Source organism: Streptomyces sp. NPDC014676, from assembly GCF_043084105.1.
In the GTDB taxonomy this organism is placed as follows: domain Bacteria; phylum Actinomycetota; class Actinomycetes; order Streptomycetales; family Streptomycetaceae; genus Streptomyces.
The window spans coordinates 194,397-215,118 of record NZ_JBIBZI010000011.1; the positions used below are offsets into that span (position 1 = coordinate 194,397).

Below are 20,722 nucleotides of genomic sequence, written 5' to 3' on the forward strand. Positions count from 1 at the left end.
AGTTGGACCGGCGCACCACGGCCGGCCGGAGGGACAGCGATGGGTAGGACACTCGCGGAGAAGGTCTGGGACGACCACGTCGTCCGGCGCGCCGAGGGCGAGCCCGACCTCCTCTTCATCGATCTGCACCTGCTGCACGAGGTGACCAGCCCGCAGGCCTTCGACGGCCTGCGCAAGAACGGCCGCCCGGTGCGCCGTCTCGACCTCACCATCGCCACCGAGGACCACAACACCCCGACCCTGGACATCGACAAGCCGATCGCCGACCCCGTCTCCCGGGTCCAGCTCGAGACGCTGCGCAAGAACTGCGCCGAGTTCGGCGTCCGGCTGCACCCGCTGGGCGACGTCGAGCAGGGCGTCGTGCACGTCGTCGGCCCGCAGCTCGGTCTGACCCAGCCCGGCATGACCGTCGTCTGCGGCGACTCGCACACCTCCACGCACGGCGCCTTCGGCGGTCTCGCGTTCGGCATCGGCACCTCCCAGGTCGAGCACGTGCTGGCCACCCAGACGCTGCCGATGGCCCGCCCGAAGACCATGGCGATCACCGTCAACGGCGAACTGCCCGAGGGCGTCACGGCCAAGGACCTGATCCTGGCGATCATCGCGAGGATCGGTACCGGCGGCGGCCAGGGCTACGTCCTGGAGTACCGCGGCGAGGCCATCGAGAAGCTCTCGATGGAGGCCCGGATGACCATCTGCAACATGTCGATCGAGGCCGGCGCCCGCGCGGGCATGATCGCCCCCGACGAGACCACGTTCGCCTACCTGGAGGGCCGTCCGCACGCCCCGAAGGGCGAGGACTGGGACGCGGCCGTCGCCTACTGGAAGACGCTGAAGTCCGACGACGACGCCGAGTTCGACGCCGAGGTGGTCATCGAGGCCGCCGAACTGTCGCCGTTCGTCACCTGGGGCACCAACCCGGGCCAGGGCGCCCCGCTTTCGGCGTCCGTCCCCGACCCTGCTTCGTACGAAGACGCCTCGGAGCGGCTCGCCGCCGAAAAGGCCCTGGAGTACATGGGGTTGGAGGCCGGCCAGACGCTGCGCTCCATCGACGTGGACACCGTCTTCGTAGGTTCCTGCACCAACGGCCGCATCGAGGACCTGCGCGCCGCCGCGGACGTCATCAAGGGCCGCAAAGTCGCCGACGGCGTGCGGATGCTGGTCGTCCCCGGCTCCGCGCGGGTGGGCCTGCAGGCCGTCTCCGAGGGCCTGGACGTGGTCTTCAAGGAGGCCGGCGCCGAATGGCGGCACGCGGGCTGTTCCATGTGCCTGGGCATGAACCCCGACCAGCTCGCCCCCGGTGAGCGCTCCGCCTCCACCTCCAACCGCAACTTCGAGGGCCGGCAGGGCAAGGGCGGCCGCACCCACCTGGTGTCCCCGCAGGTCGCCGCCGCCACCGCGGTCCTCGGCCACCTGGCCTCCCCGGCCGACCTCGCCGCCGCCGACGCCCGTACGCCCGCTGGAGTCTGATCAGTCATGGAAGCATTCACCACCCACACCGGCCGGGCCGTCCCGCTGCGCCGCGGCAACGTCGACACCGACCAGATCATCCCCGCCCACTGGCTCAAGAAGGTGACCCGGGACGGGTTCGAGGACGGGCTGTTCGAGGCCTGGCGCAAGGACGCGTCCTTCATCCTCAACCAGCCCGAGCGCGAGGGCGCGACCGTGCTGGTCGCCGGCCCCGACTTCGGCACCGGCTCCTCCCGTGAGCACGCCGTCTGGGCGCTGCAGAACTACGGTTTCAAGGCCGTGATCTCCTCCCGCTTCGCCGACATCTTCCGCGGCAACTCGCTGAAGAACGGTCTGCTGACGGTGGTCCTCGACCAGAAGATCGTCGACGCGCTGTGGGAGCTCACCGAAGCCGACCCCACCGCCGAGATCACCGTCGACCTCCAGGCCCGCGAGGTGCGCGCCGGGGGCATCACCGCCTCCTTCGAGCTCGACGAGAACTCCCGCTGGCGGCTGCTGAACGGGCTCGACGACATCTCCATCACGCTGCGGAACGAGACGGACATCGCCGCGTACGAGGCGAAGCGCCCGTCGTTCAAGCCGAGGACGCTCACGGCCTGACCCGCGCCACGGCCGAAGTCCTCGCCAGAGGTCGACTTTCGGCCACCGGACACCCCTCCCGTACCCCCGATCGCCCCGATCGGGGGTACGGGCATGTCTGCACCCGTTCGGCCCCGCGCGTCACCTCGACGTCCCTCAACTTGCCACGTTAGGAAGGTGGTTGTCGGGGTACACGTGTCACGTGCCGGTGATCTTCGCGTGTGTCCGGACGGCCGTCCGAGGCGGCAGTTGCCCCCTGCGCAGGCGACAACTCGCCCCAGATGGCACAATCTGTGCATGGAACACGACGGCCAACTCCAGCTCTATGCGGCGGTCGCGGTCCGGCTCAAGGAAGCGCACGCGAAGGTGCGCGCACTGCAAGTCCCGGAGGGCGTACGGATGGCGCTGACCCGGAAGCTGCTGGTCATTACGGCCGCGGCCAAACATGATCTCGCCGGTGCGGCAAGGCGTCTGGAGCGGTTCACCGAGGACCTCGACGAGGGTCGATTCCCCGAAGAGGAACGCTGAACCAGTCGAGACAACCGAGTTCGTTGCGGCACAAGGGTGATTAGCCCGTTTCGTGTTTGATTTGCGGTATATATCTGCCTAACGTGCGAAAAAGCTTGAACACATTCGTTCTGGCGATGTCTCCGAAGGGGAAGACGTGAACAAGGCGCAGCTCGTAGAAGCGATTGCCGACAAGGTGGGCGGCCGCCAGCAGGCCGCCGAGGCTGTCGACCACGTACTGGACGCCATCGTCCGCGCGGTCGTCGCCGGGGAGCGGGTCTCGGTCACCGGCTTCGGTTCGTTCGAGAAGGTCGACCGTCCGGCCCGCTACGCCCGTAACCCCCAGACGGGCGAGCGGGTTCGGGTCAAGAAGACCTCCGTTCCGCGCTTCCGCGCGGGCCAGGGCTTCAAGGACCTGGTGAGCGGCTCGAAGAAGCTGCCGCGCGGTGGTGAGGTCTCGGTCAAGAAGGCACCCAAGGGCAGCCTGACCGGCGGCGCTTCGGCCACGGTCAAGAAGGCCGCCGCGAAGAAGACGACGGCGAAGAAGGCCGCCACCAAGACGGCGGCGGCCAAGAAGGCCCCGGCGAAGAAGGCCGCCACCAAGACGGCGGCGGCCACGAAGACCACGGCCAAGAAGGCGCCCGCCAAGACCGCGGCGACGGCGAAGACCACCGCCGCGAAGAAGACGGCCGCGAAGAAGGCCCCGGCGAAGAAGGCGACGGCCACGAAGGCACCCGCCAAGAAGTCCACCGCGCGCAAGACCACCGCCAAGAAGACCACCGCCCGCAAGAAGTAGCGGGCCGGGTCCCGTCCCCTCGGACAAGCGGCACTCACGCGCCGGGCCGGACTCCCTCGGGAGCCCGGCCCGCGGTGTGTGCGGGAGTGACCCGGGCGGTCAGAACGTCTGGAGCGTCACCAGCGTGATCCGCCGGGCCCCGCCCTCGCCCTCGGTCTCGATGCGCACCCGCTGCCCGGGACGCAGCAGCAGCAGACCTCCCGCGTCGAACGCCGGGGCGTCGAAGGGCACCGGCGTGCCGTCGTCCAGGAGCACCTGGCCGCTGCGGCTGTCGGGGTCGTAGGTGTACGCGGTGGCCTGCATGCCGGCAGCCTACTGCCCGGTGATGAGCGACCGCGCGGCGACCGCGGCCGTGCGGGGGCCCACCCCCAGTGCCAGTGCCGCCCGCAGATCGTCGCCGGTGTCCACGTCCTGCCGTACCGAGTCCACACCGTCGAGACCCAGTTCCACGGCTCCGGACTCCCGGTGCCGGGCCCGGGAGTCCGGGCCGAAGAACGGACGCAGTTCCCGGCCCCGGCTCGCGGCCAGCAAGGTCGTACCGACCCCGGCGGAATCGGCGAGGAACGCGCGCGGGAATGCGGCGGCCGCATCGAGAACACGGGCCAGTTCCGGCGGGCGGAGCGCCGGAAGATCGGCGTTGAGGGCCGCGACGCACGCCGCGCGGCGAACGGCGCCCGCCACCGCCGCGCCATGGGTGAGGGCCGCGTTCAGACCGCCGCGCGGCTCGTCCGGGACGATTCCGGCACCCAGCGCGGCCAGCTCCCGGGAGGCGAGGGCGTCGTCCGTGACGACCACCACATCCCGTACCGCCGGGCATTCCAGCGCGGCGGCCACCGTGTCCTGGGCGAAGGCGAGCGCGAGGCCCGGGCGCAAGGCGTCGTCCGCGGTGTCCGAGAGCCTGCTCTTGGCCCGGTCCAGCGGCTTCAGGGGTACCACCAAGGTCCACTGCACGAGTGTTGCGTCCCTCTCTTGTCGCGGTCATTGTCACCCGGCACACCGGGCGGCCGGGGGGCCGGGGCGTACGGTGTTCTCGACAGACCGGTGGCCCGGGGCGACACTTGTGCGGCCCGCCTGGCCTCCGGGGCCGGGCTCCGGGCCTGACATTCGGAACAGGAAGGTGTACTCGTGCCGCGCCGCAGAATCGGCTTCTGGTACCGCTTCGCCGCGGTTCTCTGCAAACCGCCGCTGGTGGTTCTGCTCAAGCGGGACTGGCGCGGAATGGAGAACATTCCGGCCGAGGGTGGATTTATCACCGCGGTGAACCACAATTCGCACATCGATCCCTTCGCCTACGCGCACTTTCAGTACAACACCGGGCGCGTTCCGCGATTCCTGGCGAAGAGCGGGCTTTTCAACAAGGGATTCATCGGCGCCGCGATGCGCGGCACCGGGCAGATCCCCGTCTACCGCGAGAGCACGGACGCGCTCAGCGCCTTCCGCGCGGCGATCGACGCCGTGGAGCGCGGTGAATGCGTCGCCTTCTACCCCGAGGGCACCCTCACCCGCGACCCCGACGGCTGGCCCATGACCGGCAAGACCGGTGCCGCGCGCGTCGCCCTGCAGACCAAGTGCCCCGTGATCCCGGTCGCCCAGTGGGGCGCCAACGAACTGCTGCCGCCGTACGCCAAGAAGCCCAGCCTGCTGCCGCGCAAGACGCACCGCGTGCTGGCCGGGCCGCCGGTGGACCTCGACCGCTTCTACGAGCGGGAGATGACCCCGGAACTGCTCAAGGAGGCGACGGAGGTCATCATGGCGGCCGTCACGCGCCAGCTGGAGCAGATCCGCGGCGAGAAGGCCCCCGGGACGCCGTACGACCCGCGCCGTGAGCGGATCGAGCAGCGCCGCAGGACGCACACGCAGAGGCGGGAGGAGCGGGCGCGGGGCGGCAGGCCCACCGCGCGGGAAGAGGGGCTGGGCACGTGAGCGAGCCGGTCAAGGCGGCCGTCTTCGGCACCGGATCGTGGGGGACGGCCTTCGGCATGGTCCTCGCCGACGCGGGCTGCGACGTCGTGCTGTGGGGGCGGCGCCCCGAACTCGCCGAGGCGGTCAACTCCACCCGCACCAACCCCGACTACCTGCCCGGGATCGAACTCCCGAAGAACCTGCGGGCCACCGCGGACGCCGCCGAGGCCGCCCGCGGAGCCGACTTCACCGTCCTCGCCGTCCCCTCCCAGACCCTGCGCGGCAACCTCGCCGAGTGGGCGCCGCTGCTCGCGCCCGGCACGGTCCTGGTGTCGCTGATGAAGGGCGTCGAACTCGGCTCCGCGATGCGGATGAGCGAGGTGATCGACGACGTCGCCAAGGTCGGCGCCGACCGCATCGCCGTGGTCACCGGCCCCAACCTGGCCCGGGAGATCGCCGCCCGGATGCCGGCCGCCGCCGTGGTCGCCTGCACCGACGAAGGCGTCGCCCGGCGGCTCCAGACCGCCTGCCACACCCCCTACTTCCGGCCGTACACCAACACCGACGTCATCGGCTGCGAACTGGGCGGCGCCGTGAAGAACGTCATCGGCCTGGCCGTCGGCATCGCGGACGGCATGGGGCTCGGCGACAACGCCAAGGGCTCGCTCATCACCCGCGGCCTCGCCGAGACCACCCGGCTCGGCGTCGCCCTCGGCGCCGACCCGCTGACCTTCTCCGGCCTCGCGGGCCTGGGCGACCTGGTGGCCACCTGCTCCTCGCCGCTGTCGCGCAACCACACCTTCGGCACCAACCTCGGCAAGGGCCTGACCCTCGAGGAGACCATCGCGGTCACCCAGCAGACCGCGGAGGGCGTCAAGTCCTGCGAGTCGGTGCTGGACCTGGCCCGCCGGCACGGCGTCGACATGCCGCTCACCGAGACGGTCGTCTCCATCGTGCACGAGGGCAAGCCCCCGGTGGTCGCCGTCAAGGAGCTGATGTCGCGCAGCGCGAAGCCCGAACGACGCTGAGCGACGGCCCCCTCCGTTCGGCCCACGCACGGCGTTGCGGGCGCTGTGTCCCGGCCCTACGGGCGGGTACGCTCATCGCGATATGAGCACCGAGAACCTCCCCCAGAGCCCCGAGCAGCCGTCCCGCAAGCCGCGTGTGGCCGTCGTGTTCGGCGGGCGCAGCTCCGAACACGGGATCTCCGTGGTCACCGCCGGCGCCGTCCTCAAGGCCATCGACCGGACCACGTACGACGTCCTGCCGATCGGCATCACCACGGACGGCCGCTGGGCGCTCACCGCCGACGAGCCGGAACGCATGGCGATCAGCGACCGCCGTACGCCCACCGTCGACCAGCTCGCCGAGTCGACGGAGGGCGCTGTGGTGCTCCCCGTGGACCCCGCCAGCCGTGAAGTCGTCTACAGCGAGCCGGGTTCGGTGCCCAAGGCGCTCGGCGAGGTCGACGTGGTCTTCCCGGTGCTGCACGGCCCCTACGGCGAGGACGGCACCCTCCAGGGCCTGCTGGAGCTCTCCGGCGTCCCCTACGTCGGCTCCGGCGTGCTCGCCTCGGCCGTCGGCCAGGACAAGGAGTACATGAAGCGGGTGTTCACCTCCTTCGGGCTGAAGGTCGGCCCGTACGTGGTGATCCGGCCGCGCGAGTGGGAGCGGGACGAGTCCGCCGCCCGCAGGAAGATCGTCGACTTCGCCGGCGAACACGGCTGGCCGCTGTTCGTGAAGCCCGCCCGCGCGGGCTCGTCGATCGGCATCACCAAGGTCGACGACATCTCCGGCCTGGACGAGGCGATCGCCGAGGCCCGGCGCCACGACCCGAAGATCCTCGTCGAGGCGGCGCTGCGCGGCCGTGAGATCGAGTGCGGTGTGCTGGAGTTCGAGGACGGCCCGCGCGCCTCGCTGCCGGCCGAGATCCCGCCGCCCGACGCGCACGCGTACTACGACTTCGAGGCCAAGTACATCGACTCCACGCCCGGCATCGTGCCCGCGCCGCTGACCGACGGGGAGACGGCCGAGGTGCGGCGGCTCGCGGTGGAGGCGTTCGACGCCGCCTCCTGCGAGGGGCTGGTGCGCGCGGACTTCTTCCTCACCGAGGACGGCGAGTTCGTGATCAACGAGATCAACACCATGCCCGGCTTCACACCCATCTCGATGTACCCGCAGATGTGGCAGGCCACCGGGGTGAGCTACCCGGAGCTGGTCGACCTGCTGGTGCGGGCGGCGCTGCGCCGGTCGACCGGGCTGCGCTGAGCCGCCCGGCCGCTTCACGCACGCTTCAGAAGGCGATCCCCTCGGGGATCGCCTTCTTCAGGGACGGGGCCAGATCGATCAGTACGCCCGTGCTGTCCCGTCCGTCGACCACCTCGACCTCGACGTACGCCTCGCGGTTGGCGGTGGTGAAGCGCTGCACGCCGTCGTCCAGCGTCTCCATGAGCCAGTCGACGCCGTTCACTCCGCCCGGCACCGCGTCGGCGTCGTTCCCGTTGGCCACCTTGGGATCGGCCATCTTCGGGGGTCGCTCGACACCGCACCGCAGTATGATCGCCACGCCGCCCCAGCCCGCGGTCAGTTCGGACGCGGGTTCGGGATCGTCGCGACTCTCACCGTCCACCTTCGCCGGCAGGGCCTTGTCCAGGTTCTGACACAGCTTGGTGACCTTCGCGTCCGGGCTGGGAACCGCCGCGGACGCGCTGTCGTCTGCCGAGGAGCAGCCCGCGGCGGCGGTGATCAGCACCGCGAGCGCGGACAGGACGGTGCACCGGTGACGGAAGGAGTTCACCGGCACAGGGTAGACGGGGGCTACAGATGGACGACCGGGCAGGTCAGGGTGCGGGTGATGCCGTCCACTTGCTGGACTTTGGCGACCACCATGCGGCCCAGGTCGTCGACGGTGTCGGCCTGGGCGCGCACGATCACGTCGTACGGTCCGGTCACGTCCTCGGCCTGGATGACTCCAGGGATCTTGCCGATCAGCTCGGCGACGGTCGACGCCTTGCCGACCTCGGTCTGGATCAGGATGTACGCCTGTACCACGGAACCTCCAGGGCGGCCACGAGGATCATGTGGGGAAAAGGAACGCCACGGTATCGCGTCGCCGCTCCTCGCGGGGAGACCTGCGGGAACCGGGCCTTGCGCGCCGGGGTACAGACACGAGAGAAGTTGACGGTCACTTCGACCGTAGCGAGGACTCGAACGCCTCGCGACCGGGCACGGACAGGCATAGAAGGGTCGAAAGGGAAATGAAGGGCACTGTTGGTGAGCTCGGCGAGTTCGGGCTCATCAGGGAGCTCACCTCCCGCCTCACCACCACCCCGGCGGTCCGGGTCGGCCCCGGCGACGACGCCGCGGTGGTCTCCGCGCCCGACCGCAGGGTCGTGGCCAGCACCGACATCCTGTTGGAGGGCCGGCACTTCCGCCGCGACTGGTCCACGGCCTACGACGTCGGCCGCAAGGCCGCCGCGCAGAACCTCGCCGACATCGCCGCCATGGGTGCCGTGCCGACCGCGCTGCTGCTCGGCCTCGTCGTCCCCGCGGAACTGCCGGTGACCTGGCCCAGCGAGCTGATGGACGGACTGCGCGACGAGTGCCAGGTCGCGGGTGCCGCGGTCGTCGGAGGCGATGTCGTACGCGGCGACACGATCATGGTGTCGATCACCGCGCTCGGCGACCTGCGCAACCAGGAGCCCGTCACCCGGGGCGGCGCGCAGCCCGGCGACCTCGTCGCGGTGACCGGCTGGCTGGGCTGGTCCGCGGCCGGGTACGCGGTGCTCTCCCGCGGTTTCCGCTCGCCGCGCGCCTTCGTCGAGGCGCACCGGCGTCCCGAACCGCCGTACCACGCGGGACCGGCCGCCGCCGGTCTCGGTGCGACCGCGATGTGCGACGTGAGCGACGGGCTGATCGCCGACCTCGGGCACATCGCCGAGGCCAGCAAGGTCCGCATCGACATCCGCTCCGGCGCGATCGACATCCCCTCGCAGATGAACGACATCGGCCAGGCCGTCGGCGTCGACCCCATGCAGTGGGTGCTGACCGGGGGAGAGGACCACGCGATCGTGGCGACCTTCCCGCCGGACGTGAAGCTGCCCGCCCGCTGGAAGGTGATCGGCGAGGTGCTCAACCCGTCGGCGCTGCCCCAGGTGACGGTCGACGGGGCGCCCTGGACGACCCAGGGCGGCTGGGACCACTTCGGGGACATCGAGTCATGAGCGCGCCGCCCGGGGTCCTCACCGTGGCCGGCTCCGACTCCGGCGGCGGCGCCGGCATCCAGGCCGACCTGAAGACGATGCTCGCGCTCGGCGTGCACGGCATGAGCGTGCTCACCGCGGTGACCGCGCAGAACTCCCTGGGCGTGCAGGGCGCCTGGGAGCTGCCCGTGGAGGCGGTGCGGGCCCAGTACCGCAGCGTCGTCGACGACATCGGGGTGCGGGCGGTCAAGACCGGCATGCTGTCCTCCGCCGAACTCGTCGAGGCGGTGGCCGACTTGGTCGCCGGCACGGACGCGCCGGCGGTCGTCGACCCGGTGGGGGTCTCCAAGCACGGGGACCCGCTGCTCGCGGCCTCCGCGCTGGACTCCGTACGGACGAGGCTGCTGCCGGTGGCGACGGTCGCCACCCCGAACCTGGACGAGGTGGCGCAGCTCACCGGCGTACGGGTCGAGTCGGAGGGCGATCTGCGCCGGGCGGCCCGGGCGGTGCTGGAGTTCGGGCCGCGCTGGGTGGTGATCAAGGGAGGCCACCTGTCCGGCGACGCCGTGGACCTGCTCACCGACGGCTCCGAGGAGCACTGGCTGCGCGCCCCGAGACACGACAACCGCCACACCCACGGCACGGGCTGCACCCTCGCCTCGGCGATCGCGTCGGAACTGGCGAAGGGCCACCCGATACCGGAGGCGGTGAGGACGGCCAAGTCCTACGTCACCGGAGCGATAGCGTCGGGCTTCGCCCTGGGCGCGGGCATAGGGCCGGTGAACCACGCCTGGAACCTGACCCCACCCCACTGACGCGGCCAGTCACCTGCCGTTCCCGCGGGTGACCGCCCTGTCGTTCCCGCGGGCAATCGTGCCTCCCCCAGTGCCTTAAAGGCCTGGGAGGTACCCCCAGGGCGGCACGGGTGGGCGATGGGGGTCCCCCCGCTCGAGCGAAGCCGGGAGTGGGGGAGGCACCCCGCAAGCGCCGGGCCGCCCACCCCCCCGGCCCACCCCACCCGCCGGCCACCTCACAAAAGCGCCGGACCACAGCAAAAAGCCGGCCCACCCCAAGGTGGACCGGCTAAGTGCGGCGAAACCGACTATGGCCGCGCGCTCAGCGAAAGCGTCAGCGCGAGACCTTGCCGGCCTTGATGCACGAGGTGCAGGCGTTCACGCGCTTCGGCGTCCCACCGACCACGGTACGCACACGCTGGATGTTCGGGTTCCAGCGACGGGGCGTACGGCGGTGCGAGTGGGAGATGTTGTTGCCGAAGCCCGGCCCCTTGCCGCAGACGTCGCAGTTGGCAGCCACGGGTCACTCCAAAGACTTCAGATGCACTTACGGATGATCCCGGCATGCCGGGATCGAAATTCCGAGCTCCAGGAGCCCTGTGGAATCTGAGTGGCGTTACCGGGGGAGAGGCCCGATCGGATCGGGCAACCGGAGCAGCATACAACGGCTGCACCCGTAGAACGAAACTACCACGGTGGCTCAGGGGCCCGCCTCCGGCCCTCTTCCGGCGGGCGGCGTCCCACGGTCTACGCTGCCTGCCACGGCCGGCAGCTCAAGGAGGCGCAGGTGGCGCAGGTGCCGCAGACATTCTTCGATGCTCTCGCGGTGCGCTCCTGGTGCGGTCTCGCGCTCGAGGCGCTGGGACGGGCCCGTGAGGAGATCGACGCGATCAACGTCTACCCGGTGGCGGACGGGGACACCGGGACGAACCTCTATCTGACCGTCGAGTCGGCGACCGCGGCGGTGGAGGCGGTGTTCGAGGGGCACGAGGCCGGCGGGGACCGGCGGCCGGCGTTCGCCGACGCGGTACGGGCGATGGCGCACGGTGCGCTGATCGGCGCCCGCGGCAACTCCGGGACGATCCTGGCACAGCTGCTGCGCGGCATGGCCCAGGTGCTGGCCGGCGACGGGGCCCCGGGGCACGCCGACGGGCAGGGACTGCGGACCGCGCTGCGGCACGCGGCCGACTCCGCGCGTCAGGCCGTCGCCCACCCCGTCGAGGGCACGGTCCTCACCGTCGCCTCGGCCGCCGCCGACGCGGCCGGCCGGGCGGAGGGCGACTGCGGGGCGGTGGCGCGGGCGGCCCACGAGGGAGCCCGCGCGGCACTCGCCGAGACCCCGGCCCGGCTGGCCGTCCTCCAGCGGGCCGGAGTGGTCGACGCGGGCGGCAGGGGTCTGGTGGCGGTGCTCGCGGCACTGGTGGAGACGTTCACGGGGGAGGCACCGCGGGCGATGCCGGCGGTGGGGGGCCCGTGGAGCGGCTCCGTACACGTCACCGGTTCCGGGCCGCACGCGCGCGTGCGGCATGTGGCCGAGCCGCCCGCCGGGGGCGCGGCGGGCCCGGGGGACGGGGCGCGGCGCCCGGCGCGCGCGGACGCGCGCGGAGATCTCCCCCAGGGAGCCGCCGAGCCCGCCGGAACCGGTGAGTGCGCCGACGCCGGAGCCGTACCGGGGGCCGGCGGTCCGGCCTTCGAGGTGATCTACCTGCTGGAGGCCGAGGACGCGGCCGTCGCGCGGCTGCGCGACCGGCTCGACGCGCTGGGCGACTCGCTCGTGGTGGTCGGCGGGGACGGACTGTGGAACGTCCATGTGCACGTCGACGACGCGGGCGCCGCCGTGGAGGCCGGGGTCGAGGCCGGACGGCCGTACCGGATCCGGATCACCCACTTCGGCGCGGGGGACGTCCACACCACCGGCACGGAGCCGACGGCGCCCGGGGAACGCGCGCAGCGGGCCGTCGTGGCCGTGGTGCCCGGAGAGGGCCTGGCGGGCCTGTACGCCGAGGCGGGCGCGACGACCGTGCTCGCCCGTCCCGGGGAGCCGCCCGCCAGCGGCGAACTCGTCGAGGCCGTACGGCGCGCGCACGCGCGGGAGGTGGTGCTGCTGCCCAACGACGCCGACCTGCGCCACACCGCCGCCGCGGCGGCCGAGCAGGTCCGGGCGGAGGGGGTCCGGGTGGCCCTCATCCCGACCCGCTCCGCGGTCCAGGGCATCGCGGCGCTCGCGGTGCACGAGCCGGAGCGCCGCTTCGACGAGGACGTGGTGTCGATGACGTCGGCGGCGGGCGCGACCCGCTACGCCGAGGTCACCGTCGCCGAGCGCCAGTCCTGGACCATGGCGGGCATCTGCCAGGCCGGGGACGTCCTCGGCCTGGTCGACGGGGACGTGGCCGTGATCGGGCAGGACCTCACGGCCACCGCGGAGGCCGTCCTCGACCGCATGCTCGCGGCCGGCGGCGAACTGGTCACCCTGGTCCTCGGCGACGACGCCCCCGCATCCGTCGCCGTCCGCCTGGAGACCCGCGTCCGTGAGGGCTACCTCGCCGTCGACACGGTGGTGTACCACGGCGGCAGGCAGGGCGCCCTGCTGCTCATCGGGGTGGAGTGACCTCCGTTGTCAGTGGTGTGGTGTCCAATGGATGCCGTGCCCGCACTGGAAGAACCACTGAAGAAAGTGCTCGGCCCCGCCACCGCGAAGGTGATGGCCGAGCACCTCGGCCTGCACACCGTAGGCGACCTCCTGCACCACTACCCGCGCAGATACGAGGAGCGCGGCCAGCTCACCCACCTCGCCGACCTCCCCATGGACGAGCACGTCACGGTGGTCGCCCAGGTCGCCGACGCCCGCCTGCACACCTTCGCCTCCGCCAAGGCCCCGCGCGGCAAGGGCCAGCGCCTGGAGGTGACCATCACGGACGGCAGCGGCCGGCTGCAACTGGTCTTCTTCGGCGCCGGAGTCCACAAACCGCACAAGGAACTCCTGCCGGGCACCCGCGCGATGTTCGCCGGCAAGGTCTCCGTCTTCAACCGTCGCCTCCAACTCACCCATCCCGCGTACGAGTTGCTGCGTGGTGACGCCGAGGAGACGGTCGAGACCTGGGCCGGCGCCCTCATCCCGATCTACCCCGCCACCACCAAGCTGGAGTCCTGGAAGATCGGCAAGGCGCTCCAGACGGTCCTGCCCAGCGCCCAGGAGGCCGTCGACCCGCTCCCGGAGTCCCTCCGCGCGGGCCGCGGACTGGCCACCCTCCCCGAGGCCCTGCTGAAGATCCACCGCCCGCACACCAAGGCGGACATCGAGGACGCCCGCGCCCGCCTCAAATGGGACGAGGCCTTCGTCCTCCAGGTCGCCCTCGCCCGCCGCCGCCACGCCGACGCGCAACTCCCCGCCGTGGCCCGCCGCCCCAAGCCGGACGGCCTCCTCGCCGCCTTCGACGACCGCCTCCCCTTCACCCTCACCGAGGGGCAGCAGAAGGTCTCCGCCGAGATCTTCACCGACCTCGCCACCGAACACCCCATGCACCGCCTGCTCCAGGGCGAGGTGGGGTCGGGCAAGACGATGGTCGCCCTGCGCGCCATGCTCGCCGTCGTCGACGCGGGCGGGCAGGCGGCGATGCTCGCGCCCACCGAGGTGCTCGCCCAGCAGCATCACCGGTCGGTCACCGAGATGATGGGGGAGCTGGCCGAGGGAGGGATGCTCGGGGGAGCGGAGACCGCCACCAAGGTGGTGCTGCTCACCGGGTCCATGGGGGCGGCGGCGCGGCGCCACGCGCTGCTCGACCTGGCCACCGGCGAGGCCGGCGTCGTCATCGGCACGCACGCGCTGATCGAGGACAAGGTGAAGTTCCACGACCTGGGCCTGGTCGTGGTCGACGAACAGCACCGCTTCGGTGTGGAGCAGCGCGACGCCCTGCGCGGCAAGGGCAAACAGCCCCCGCACCTGCTCGTCATGACCGCCACCCCCATCCCGCGCACGGTCGCGATGACGGTCTTCGGCGACCTGGAGACCTCCGTCCTCGACCAGCTCCCGGCCGGCCGCTCGCCCATCGCCAGCCATGTCGTACCGGCCGCCGACAAGCCGCACTTCCTCGCCCGCGCCTGGGAACGGGTCCGCGAGGAGGTCGCGAACGGCCACCAGGCGTACGTGGTCTGCCCGCGCATCGGTGACGAGGAGGACGACCCGAAGAAGGCCGGCAGGAAGAAGCCCCCCGAGGGCGAGGCGGAGAAGCGGCCCCCGCTCGCCGTCCTCGACATCGCGGAGCAGCTCGCGAGCGGGCCGCTGCGAGGGCTCCGGGTCGAGGTCCTGCACGGGCGCATGCAGCCCGACGACAAGGACGCCGTCATGCGCCGCTTCGCCGCCGGGGAGGCCGACGTCCTGGTCGCCACCACCGTCATCGAGGTCGGCGTCAACGTCCCCAACGCCACCGCGATGGTGATCATGGACGCCGACCGCTTCGGCGTCTCCCAGCTCCACCAGCTGCGCGGCCGGGTCGGCCGTGGCTCGGCCCCGGGCCTGTGTCTGCTGGTCACCGAGATGCCCGAGGCGAGCGCGGCCCGGCAGCGGCTGAACGCCGTCGCCGCCACCCTCGACGGCTTCGAACTCTCCCGCATCGACCTGGAGCAGCGCCGCGAGGGCGACGTCCTGGGCCAGGCCCAGTCCGGCACCCGTTCCAGCCTGCGCATGCTCGCCGTCATCGACGACGAGGAGATCATCGCCGAGGCGAGGGAGGAAGCGGCGGCGGTGGTCTCCGCCGACCCGGACCTGGCGCGTCTGCCCGCCCTGCGCACGGCCCTGGACGCACTGCTGGACGAGGAGCGGGAGCAGTACCTGGAAAAGGGCTGACAGACTGGGACGGTCACCGACCAGCACACACCGACAAGGACCGAGGACATGACTCGCGTGATCGCCGGCGCGGCCGGCGGACGCCGCCTGGCCGTTCCGCCGGGACAGGGGACCCGCCCCACCTCCGACCGCGCACGCGAAGGCCTCTTCTCCACCTGGCAGTCCCTGCTCGGCGGCCCGTTGGACGGCGAACGCGTCCTCGACCTGTACGCCGGCTCCGGCGCCGTCGGCCTGGAGGCCCTGTCCCGCGGCGCCGGACACGTCCTGCTCGTGGAGGCCGACGCCCGCGCCGTCCGCACGGTCCGGGAGAACGTGAAGTCGCTCGGACTCCCCGGCGCCGAGGTCGGATCCGGCAAAGCGGAACAGATCATCCGCACCGCGCCCCCGCACGGGCCGTACGACATCGTCTTCCTCGACCCGCCCTATGCCGTCCCGGACGACGATCTCCGCGAGATTCTGCTCACACTCCGCTCGGGGGGCTGGCTCGCCGAGGAAGCCCTCGTCACCGTGGAGCGCAGCACCCGAGGCGGGGAATTCGCCTGGCCGCCCGGCTTCGAGGGGATCCGGGCCCGCCGCTACGGCGAGGGAACGTTTTGGTACGGTCGCGCCGCCTCTACGTGCGAAGACGCACGATGACCGGACCGGAGAGCGAGGGATCACAAGTGCGCCGCGCCGTATGCCCCGGGTCGTTCGACCCGATCACCAACGGACACCTCGACATCATCGCCCGGGCCTCCCGGCTGTACGACGAGGTCTACGTCGCGGTGATGATCAACCAGTCCAAGAAGGGCCTGTTCGAGATCGAGGAGCGGATCGACCTGATCCGCCGGGTCACCGCCGAGTACGGCAACGTCCGTGTGGAGGCCTTCCACGGCCTGCTCGTCGACTTCTGCAAGCAGCGCGACATCCCCGCCATCGTCAAGGGCCTGCGCGCGGTCAGCGACTTCGACTACGAACTGCAGATGGCCCAGATGAACAACGGCCTCTCGGGCGTGGAGACCCTCTTCGTCCCCACCAACCCCACCTACAGCTTCCTGTCCTCCTCGCTCGTCAAGGAGGTCGCGGCCTGGGGCGGCGACGTCTCCCACCTGGTGCCGCCGGAGGTCCTGACGGCCCTCACCGAACGCCTGCGCCAGGACTGACCGTCCGTACCGGCCGCCCGGTGTCCACCGGGCGGCCCGGGGTCGTACAGTCGTCCCGTCCGTCTCCAACACAGCTGTAGAGAGTGGCGAGCACACGGTGGACGTGCAGAAGAAGCTCGATGAGATCGTCGCCGCGGTCTCCAGTGCCCGGTCGATGCCCATGTCGGCCTCGTGCGTGATCAACCGCGCCGAACTGCTCTCGATGCTCGAAGAGGTGCGCGCGGCGCTGCCCGACTCCCTCGCGCAGGCCGAGGAACTGATCGGCGGCCGGGAGCAGATGGTCGAGCAGGCCCGCCAGGAGGCCGAACGGATCATCGAGGGCGCGCACGCGCAGCGCGGCTCCCTGATCTCCGACACGGAGATCGCCCGCCGCTCCCAGGCCGAGGCCGACCGGATCCTCGAGGAGGCCCGCAAGGAGGCCGAGGAGGTCCGCGCGGAGGCCGACGACTACGTCGACTCCAAGCTGGCCAACTTCGAGGTCGTCCTCACCAAGACGCTCGGCTCGGTCGGCCGCGGCCGCGAGAAGCTGCTCGGCACCGGACCCGGCCTCGACGAGCAGGGCTACGAGGACGAGGACGCCCCCGAGCGCAGCCACGACCCGGAGACCCTGCGCCGCAGCGCCGACGAATACGTCGACGTCAAGCTCGGCGCCTTCGAGGCGGTCCTCGCCAAGACCCTGGAGGCGGTCGGGAAGGGACGGCAGAAGCTGCACGGCCGGATCGCCAGCGACGACCTCGGCGCCCTCGCCGACGACACGACGACCGTCCAGCACTCCAGCGACGCCGACTACCTCGCCGACCTCGCGTCCCTCGCCGAGCAGGACGCCGCCCCGGCCAAGCAGGCCGAGCCGCAGCAGCGGACCTACGCCCAGCCGGAGCCCGCGTACGGCTATCAGCAGCAGCCGGACCCCTATGCCGACTACCAGCAGCAGTACGGCGGCGGGCAGGACGCCTACGGCTATCAGCAGCAGCCGGACCCCTACGCCGCGTACCAGGGCTACGAGACGCAGGCGTACGACCCGGACCAGGGGCGGCAGGCCGGGCACGACCAGCAGGCGCAGCAGGCCCAGCAGGGCTACGCCCTGGACGAGACCAGCCTCTTCGACACCAGCATGATCACGCCCGAGCAGTTGCGGGCCTATGAGCGCGAGCGGGGCCTGTAGGGGCGGATTGGGCCGAGAGCGAAAGGTCCAGTATCCTGGCTCTTCGGTCGCGCTTACGTCCGCGATCCACGCTGCCAGGGAACATCACAGGGCAGTGATATCTCTGAGCTCGAAGACCGAAAGCAGGAATGGCCCTGAACGCCCGCCTCGACCACCGCAACCCCCTCGTGTTCGACACGCACGAGCTGGGGCGGCGGCCCGGTGCGCTGCAGCGCCTGACCCGCACGGTCGACGCTCCCCAGGACTTCGGGATCAAGGACGTCATCGGAGTGCCGGAAGGCGCTCCGGTGGAGCTGGAGCTCCGGCTCGAGTCGGTCATGGAAGGTGTGCTCGTCACAGGCACCGCCCGTGCCAAGGCCGAGGGGGAGTGCGTAAGGTGTCTGGAGCCGCTGGAGCAGGAGCTCGAAGCGGACTTCCAGGAGATGTTCTCGTACCCTGACGCCGACGACCGGGGCCGCGTGATCGCGGAGCCGGGCGACGACGCCGAGGACGACGAGGACAGGCTCTTTCTCGAGGACGGCCTGTTCGACCTCGAGCCTGTGCTGCGTGATGCGGTGGTGCTCGCACTGCCGATGCAGCCGGTGTGCCGGGAAGACTGCCCGGGTCTGTGCTCCGAGTGCGGAGCACGGCTCGCTGACGACCCGGACCACCACCACGATGCCGTCGACATCCGTTGGGCGGCTTTGCAGGGACTCGCCGGTTCACTCGGAGACGGCGAGAAGGACGAGATGAGCGGCGCCGAACCGGGCGTCGACGAGAAGCAGGAGAAGTAGCCGTGGCTGTTCCGAAGCGGAAGATGTCGCGCAGCAACACGCGCCACCGCCGGTCGCAGTGGAAGGCTGCGGTCCCCACCCTGGTTGCGTGCGAGCGCTGCCACGAGCCCAAGCTGCAGCACATCGCGTGCCCGTCTTGCGGCACTTACAACAAGCGCCAGGTCCTCGAGGTCTGAGCGGCTGGTGAGAGGCACTGTGTCGACGCCGAAGAAGAACTCAGCGGACCACCAGGCCTCGTCCCACACGCTTCTGGAAGGGCGGCTCGGCTACAAGCTCGAGTCCGCCCTTCTGGTGCGTGCGCTGACCCACCGTTCCTACGCGTACGAGAACGGCGGTCTGCCGACGAACGAGCGGCTGGAGTTCCTCGGGGACTCCGTGCTCGGCCTCGTCGTCACGGACACGCTGTACAACATCCACCCCGACCTGCCCGAAGGCCAGCTGGCCAAGCTGCGGGCCGCGGTGGTCAACTCGCGTGCGCTGGCGGAGGTGGGCCGCGGGCTCGACCTGGGCTCCTTCATCCGGCTCGGCCGCGGTGAAGAGGGCACGGGCGGCCGGGACAAGGCGTCCATCCTCGCCGACACCCTGGAAGCGGTGATCGGCGCCGTCTATCTCGACCAGGGCCTGGACGCGGCCTCCGAACTGGTGCACCGCCTGTTCGACCCGCTGATCGAGAAGTCCTCGAACCTCGGAGCCGGCCTGGACTGGAAGACCAGTCTCCAGGAGCTCACCGCGACCGAAGGACTCGGCGTGCCCGAGTACCTGGTCACGGAGACCGGCCCCGACCACGAGAAGACCTTCACTGCTGCCGCCCGCGTCGGAGGCGTCTCGTACGGCACCGGCACCGGCCGCAGCAAGAAGGAGGCGGAGCAGCAGGCCGCCGAGTCCGCGTGGCGGTCCATCCGGGCCGCGGCGGACGAGCGCGCCAAGGCGGCGGCGGAGGCCGAGGAGGTCGTCCGGACCGCCGAAGCCGATGCCTCCGACAAGAGCGCCGACGCCCCGTCGGCCTCCGCCTGAAAGAACAGCGCGACCCGAGCGCCCGCCCCCGGACCGGGGGCGGGCGCTCGCGACGCCAGAGCCTGTCCGGCCGTCCGGACCGGAGCCGGGACGGACGGCCTCGACGCGACGGGGCCCGCACACGGCGGATCCTCCACGCACGGGGAAGAGACCGGGCGTGGCGGGCCGCCGACCGCCGACGCCCCGGACGGCTCTCAGTACACCGGTCCTTGGAGGGGACACCATGCCCGAGCTGCCCGAGGTCGAGGTCGTACGGCGCGGACTCGAGCGGTGGGTCGCCCACCGGACCGTCGCCGACGCCGAGGTGCTGCACCCGCGCGCGGTACGCCGTCACGTAGCCGGCGCCGACGACTTCGCGCACCGGCTCGAGGGGCACCGCATCGGCGTCCCCAGCCGTCGCGGCAAGTACCTGTGGCTGCCCTTGGAGGACACCGGCCAGTCGGTCCTGGCCCACCTCGGCATGAGCGGCCAGTTGCTGGTCCAGCCGCACACGGCACCGGACGAGAAGCACCTGCGCGTCCGCGTCCGTTTCACCGACGCCCTGGACACCGAACTCCGCTTCGTCGACCAGCGCACCTTCGGCGGTCTGTCGCTGCACGGGACCACCCCCGACGGACTGCCCGACGTCATCGCGCACATCGCCCGGGACCCCCTCGACCCGCTCTTCGACGAGGAGGCGTTCCACCAGGCGCTGCGCCGCAGGCGGACCACCATCAAGCGGGCCCTGCTCGACCAGTCACTGATCAGCGGCGTCGGCAACATCTACGCCGACGAGGCGCTGTGGCGGGCCCGCATCCACTACGAGCGCCCCACGGCCGGCTTCACCCGCCCCCGCACCCTGCTCCTGCTGGGCCACGTCCGGGACGTCATGAACGCCGCGCTCGCGGTGGGCGGCACCAGCTTCGACAGTCTCTACGTCAACGTCAACGGGGAGTCCGGCTACTTCGACCGGTCCCTGGACGCGTACGGCCGTGAGGGTCTGCCCTGCCGCCGCTGCGGTACGCCGATGCGCCGACGGGCATGGATGAACCGCTCCAGCTACTTCTGCCCGAGGTGTCAGCGGGCGCCGCGCGTCTCGTCGTAGCGCTCACGGGCCTGGAGCACGGCGTCCATGCTGCCCTCGACGCACTGGATGAGGGCGAGCAGACGCCGGGCGACCTCGTGGCCCAGCGGGGTCAGTTCGTAGTCCACGCGGGGCGGGTTGGTCGGCTGGGCCTCGCGGTGCACCAGGCCGTCGCGCTCCAGCGCGTGCAGCGTCTGGGAGAGCATCTTCTCGCTCACCCCGTCGACCCGGCGGCGCAGCTCGTTGAACCGGAGCGAGCCCTCATGGAGCGCGCCGAGGGTCAGCGCGCCCCAGCGTCCGGTCACATGCTCCAGCGTGCCGCGGGACGGGCACGCCTTGGCGAACACGTTGAAGGGGAGCTCCTGCTCCGCCGGGCGCTGCGTGGTCGTCATGGGCCAAGCCTACTTCAGAGCAGCGCTAACCAATAGGTTGCACTAACCAGAAGCTAGTGCTTTCCTTTTTACAGTGTTGGCGA

The 20,722-nt window shown here is 71.5% G+C and carries 24 protein-coding genes; 18 read left to right on the forward strand and 6 right to left on the reverse strand.

Annotated elements, in window-relative coordinates; all coding sequences use genetic code 11:
- Nucleotides 1–39 precede the first annotated feature (39 nt).
- The 4 genes from leuC (at nt 40) to ACF1DX_RS27960 (ending at nt 3,352) form a co-directional block, all read left to right on the forward strand.
- Complete coding sequence (gene leuC, locus ACF1DX_RS27945) at nt 40–1,470, forward strand: 3-isopropylmalate dehydratase large subunit (protein WP_391793898.1); 1,431 nt, start codon at nt 40–42, stop codon at nt 1,468–1,470.
- 6 nt (nt 1,471–1,476) lie between these two features.
- Entirely contained in the window at nt 1,477–2,070 is a 594-nt protein-coding gene (gene leuD / locus ACF1DX_RS27950; RefSeq protein WP_391793899.1) for a 3-isopropylmalate dehydratase small subunit, read from the forward strand.
- 276 nt (nt 2,071–2,346) lie between these two features.
- On the forward strand, nt 2,347–2,577 hold the full coding sequence (locus ACF1DX_RS27955; RefSeq protein WP_085573006.1) for a hypothetical protein: 231 nt from the start codon (nt 2,347–2,349) through the stop codon (nt 2,575–2,577).
- Nucleotides 2,578–2,713: 136 nt separating this feature from the next.
- On the forward strand, nt 2,714–3,352 hold the full coding sequence (locus ACF1DX_RS27960; protein WP_391793900.1) for an HU family DNA-binding protein: 639 nt from the start codon (nt 2,714–2,716) through the stop codon (nt 3,350–3,352).
- Between the two features lie 99 nt (nt 3,353–3,451).
- On the opposite strand, the gene ACF1DX_RS27965 is transcribed toward ACF1DX_RS27960, so the two are convergent.
- A complete protein-coding gene (locus ACF1DX_RS27965; RefSeq protein ID WP_030824720.1) occupies nt 3,452–3,655 on the reverse strand; it encodes a hypothetical protein in 204 nt (67 codons plus the stop codon).
- A gap of 9 nt (nt 3,656–3,664) precedes the next feature.
- A complete protein-coding gene (cofC, locus tag ACF1DX_RS27970; RefSeq protein WP_391793901.1) occupies nt 3,665–4,303 on the reverse strand; it encodes a 2-phospho-L-lactate guanylyltransferase in 639 nt (212 codons plus the stop codon).
- A gap of 174 nt (nt 4,304–4,477) precedes the next feature.
- Here cofC and ACF1DX_RS27975 point away from each other — a divergent pair, with 174 nt between their 5' ends.
- The 3 genes from ACF1DX_RS27975 to ACF1DX_RS27985 all read left to right on the forward strand — a co-directional run bounded on the left by ACF1DX_RS27975 (nt 4,478) and on the right by ACF1DX_RS27985 (nt 7,522).
- On the forward strand, nt 4,478–5,275 hold the full coding sequence (locus tag ACF1DX_RS27975; protein ID WP_391793902.1) for a lysophospholipid acyltransferase family protein: 798 nt from the start codon (nt 4,478–4,480) through the stop codon (nt 5,273–5,275).
- Complete coding sequence (locus tag ACF1DX_RS27980) at nt 5,272–6,282, forward strand: NAD(P)H-dependent glycerol-3-phosphate dehydrogenase (protein WP_391793903.1); 1,011 nt, start codon at nt 5,272–5,274, stop codon at nt 6,280–6,282. Before ACF1DX_RS27975 ends, ACF1DX_RS27980 begins: the two co-directional genes overlap by 4 nt.
- An 82-nt stretch (nt 6,283–6,364) precedes the next feature.
- Nucleotides 6,365–7,522 carry a D-alanine--D-alanine ligase family protein gene (locus ACF1DX_RS27985; protein ID WP_391793904.1) on the forward strand — a complete coding sequence of 386 codons (1,158 nt, stop codon included), beginning with the start codon at nt 6,365–6,367 and terminating at the stop codon, nt 7,520–7,522.
- Nucleotides 7,523–7,547: 25 nt separating this feature from the next.
- On the opposite strand, the gene ACF1DX_RS27990 is transcribed toward ACF1DX_RS27985, so the two are convergent.
- Both ACF1DX_RS27990 and ACF1DX_RS27995 read right to left on the reverse strand, forming a co-directional pair.
- Complete coding sequence (locus ACF1DX_RS27990; protein WP_391793905.1) at nt 7,548–8,051, reverse strand: DUF3515 domain-containing protein; 504 nt, start codon at nt 8,049–8,051, stop codon at nt 7,548–7,550.
- A gap of 20 nt (nt 8,052–8,071) precedes the next feature.
- Nucleotides 8,072–8,305: an Lrp/AsnC family transcriptional regulator gene (locus ACF1DX_RS27995; RefSeq protein ID WP_037933238.1), complete on the reverse strand. Its 234-nt coding sequence runs from the start codon at nt 8,303–8,305 to the stop codon at nt 8,072–8,074.
- A gap of 206 nt (nt 8,306–8,511) precedes the next feature.
- Between ACF1DX_RS27995 and ACF1DX_RS28000 the strand changes: the two genes are divergently transcribed.
- Together ACF1DX_RS28000 and thiD are read left to right on the forward strand one after the other, a co-directional pair.
- Nucleotides 8,512–9,477 (forward strand): thiamine-phosphate kinase, encoded by a 966-nt coding sequence (locus ACF1DX_RS28000; RefSeq protein ID WP_391793906.1) that lies wholly within the window; start codon nt 8,512–8,514, stop codon nt 9,475–9,477.
- Complete coding sequence (thiD, locus tag ACF1DX_RS28005) at nt 9,474–10,271, forward strand: bifunctional hydroxymethylpyrimidine kinase/phosphomethylpyrimidine kinase (RefSeq protein WP_391793907.1); 798 nt, start codon at nt 9,474–9,476, stop codon at nt 10,269–10,271. Before ACF1DX_RS28000 ends, thiD begins: the two co-directional genes overlap by 4 nt.
- A 313-nt stretch (nt 10,272–10,584) precedes the next feature.
- Here thiD and rpmB read toward each other — a convergent pair whose 3' ends face one another.
- On the reverse strand, nt 10,585–10,770 hold the full coding sequence (gene rpmB, locus ACF1DX_RS28010) for a 50S ribosomal protein L28 (protein ID WP_004924906.1): 186 nt from the start codon (nt 10,768–10,770) through the stop codon (nt 10,585–10,587).
- 267 nt (nt 10,771–11,037) lie between these two features.
- Here rpmB and ACF1DX_RS28015 point away from each other — a divergent pair, with 267 nt between their 5' ends.
- The 9 genes from ACF1DX_RS28015 to mutM all read left to right on the forward strand — a co-directional run bounded on the left by ACF1DX_RS28015 (nt 11,038) and on the right by mutM (nt 20,268).
- On the forward strand, nt 11,038–12,858 hold the full coding sequence (locus ACF1DX_RS28015; protein ID WP_391793908.1) for a DAK2 domain-containing protein: 1,821 nt from the start codon (nt 11,038–11,040) through the stop codon (nt 12,856–12,858).
- A 27-nt stretch (nt 12,859–12,885) separates the two neighbouring features.
- Nucleotides 12,886–15,093: an ATP-dependent DNA helicase RecG gene (gene recG, locus ACF1DX_RS28020; RefSeq protein ID WP_391793909.1), complete on the forward strand. Its 2,208-nt coding sequence runs from the start codon at nt 12,886–12,888 to the stop codon at nt 15,091–15,093.
- Between the two features lie 48 nt (nt 15,094–15,141).
- Entirely contained in the window at nt 15,142–15,729 is a 588-nt protein-coding gene (rsmD, locus tag ACF1DX_RS28025; RefSeq protein WP_391793910.1) for a 16S rRNA (guanine(966)-N(2))-methyltransferase RsmD, read from the forward strand.
- Nucleotides 15,730–15,755: 26 nt separating this feature from the next.
- On the forward strand, nt 15,756–16,235 hold the full coding sequence (gene coaD / locus ACF1DX_RS28030; RefSeq protein ID WP_391793911.1) for a pantetheine-phosphate adenylyltransferase: 480 nt from the start codon (nt 15,756–15,758) through the stop codon (nt 16,233–16,235).
- A 97-nt stretch (nt 16,236–16,332) separates the two neighbouring features.
- Entirely contained in the window at nt 16,333–17,397 is a 1,065-nt protein-coding gene (locus tag ACF1DX_RS28035; RefSeq protein WP_391793912.1) for a cell division initiation protein, read from the forward strand.
- Nucleotides 17,398–17,525: 128 nt separating this feature from the next.
- A complete protein-coding gene (locus tag ACF1DX_RS28040; RefSeq protein ID WP_385058198.1) occupies nt 17,526–18,170 on the forward strand; it encodes a YceD family protein in 645 nt (214 codons plus the stop codon).
- A gap of 2 nt (nt 18,171–18,172) precedes the next feature.
- A complete protein-coding gene (gene rpmF, locus ACF1DX_RS28045) occupies nt 18,173–18,346 on the forward strand; it encodes a 50S ribosomal protein L32 (protein ID WP_007493396.1) in 174 nt (57 codons plus the stop codon).
- 19 nt (nt 18,347–18,365) lie between these two features.
- The gene (gene rnc, locus ACF1DX_RS28050; protein WP_391793982.1) at nt 18,366–19,184 is read left to right on the forward strand and encodes a ribonuclease III; all 819 of its coding nucleotides are present in this window, start codon (nt 18,366–18,368) and stop codon (nt 19,182–19,184) included.
- Between the two features lie 223 nt (nt 19,185–19,407).
- Nucleotides 19,408–20,268, forward strand: coding sequence for a bifunctional DNA-formamidopyrimidine glycosylase/DNA-(apurinic or apyrimidinic site) lyase (gene mutM / locus ACF1DX_RS28055; protein ID WP_391793913.1), 861 nt, complete (start codon nt 19,408–19,410; stop codon nt 20,266–20,268).
- Here mutM and ACF1DX_RS28060 read toward each other — a convergent pair.
- Nucleotides 20,241–20,639 (reverse strand): winged helix-turn-helix transcriptional regulator, encoded by a 399-nt coding sequence (locus ACF1DX_RS28060; RefSeq protein WP_391793914.1) that lies wholly within the window; start codon nt 20,637–20,639, stop codon nt 20,241–20,243. The genes mutM and ACF1DX_RS28060 overlap by 28 nt on opposite strands.
- Nucleotides 20,640–20,722: the final 83 nt, after the last annotated feature.